The organism is Aerococcus sp. L_32 (assembly GCF_050689315.1).
In genome coordinates this window covers 1-671 of record NZ_JBOEQF010001010.1, presented here as the reverse complement: position 1 = coordinate 671, position 671 = coordinate 1, and the positions used below count along the sequence as shown (strand labels likewise).

At 41.4% G+C, this 671-nt stretch carries 1 protein-coding gene and 1 pseudogene; both read left to right on the top strand.

Annotated features, from left to right (window positions below; genetic code table 11):
• Window positions 1-220 (top strand): annotated as a pseudogene (locus ACRCJ0_RS17905) (GntP family permease); the annotation flags it as partial.
• A 25-nt stretch (window positions 221-245) separates the two neighbouring features.
• Window positions 246-671 (top strand): glycerate kinase (locus ACRCJ0_RS17900; protein ID WP_431391489.1); only part of this gene is annotated, 426 nt, incomplete at its 3' end.

Below are 671 nucleotides of genomic sequence, written 5' to 3'. Positions count from 1 at the left end.
GCCTGCTATCTTGCAAACAGGTATTGCACCACTCAATGCCGCTATCATGGTTCATACTGGTGCAGTAGTGATCGATCATTTACCACATGGGACTTATTTCCACGTATCAGCAGATGCAGTGGATATGTCGTTTGCGGATAGAATGAAGTGTATTGGCTATGAATCAATTATTGGTCTATCAATCGCTACAGTCGCTACTATCATTTACGGCATTTTATAATCAAGGATAAAAAGGAGAAGAAAGTATGAACAAGAAAATACTCGTAGCCCCTGACTCGTATAAAGGTAGTTTAACAGCTTTAGAGGCTTGTGAAGCAATTAGTATAGGGATTAAACGGGCTTTACCGGATGCAGAAATTGTCTCTTTACCAATGGCAGATGGCGGTGAAGGTACCGTACAATCTTTAGTTGACGCTACTGAAGGTACCATCCACCAACTAGAAGTAGTTGGACCTTTGGGGACACCAGTTACTGCTAGCTATGGCATTTTAGGGGATGGTAAAACAGCTGTCATTGAGATGGCTGAAGCGTCTGGTATTGGGTACGTGAATGACCAAACAAAGAATCCTTTAGTAACAACAACCTATGGTACAGGCCAACTTATTCTAGCTTGTATTGATCAAGGGATAGAAGAAATTATCTTAGGAATTGGCGGATCAGCAACAAATGAT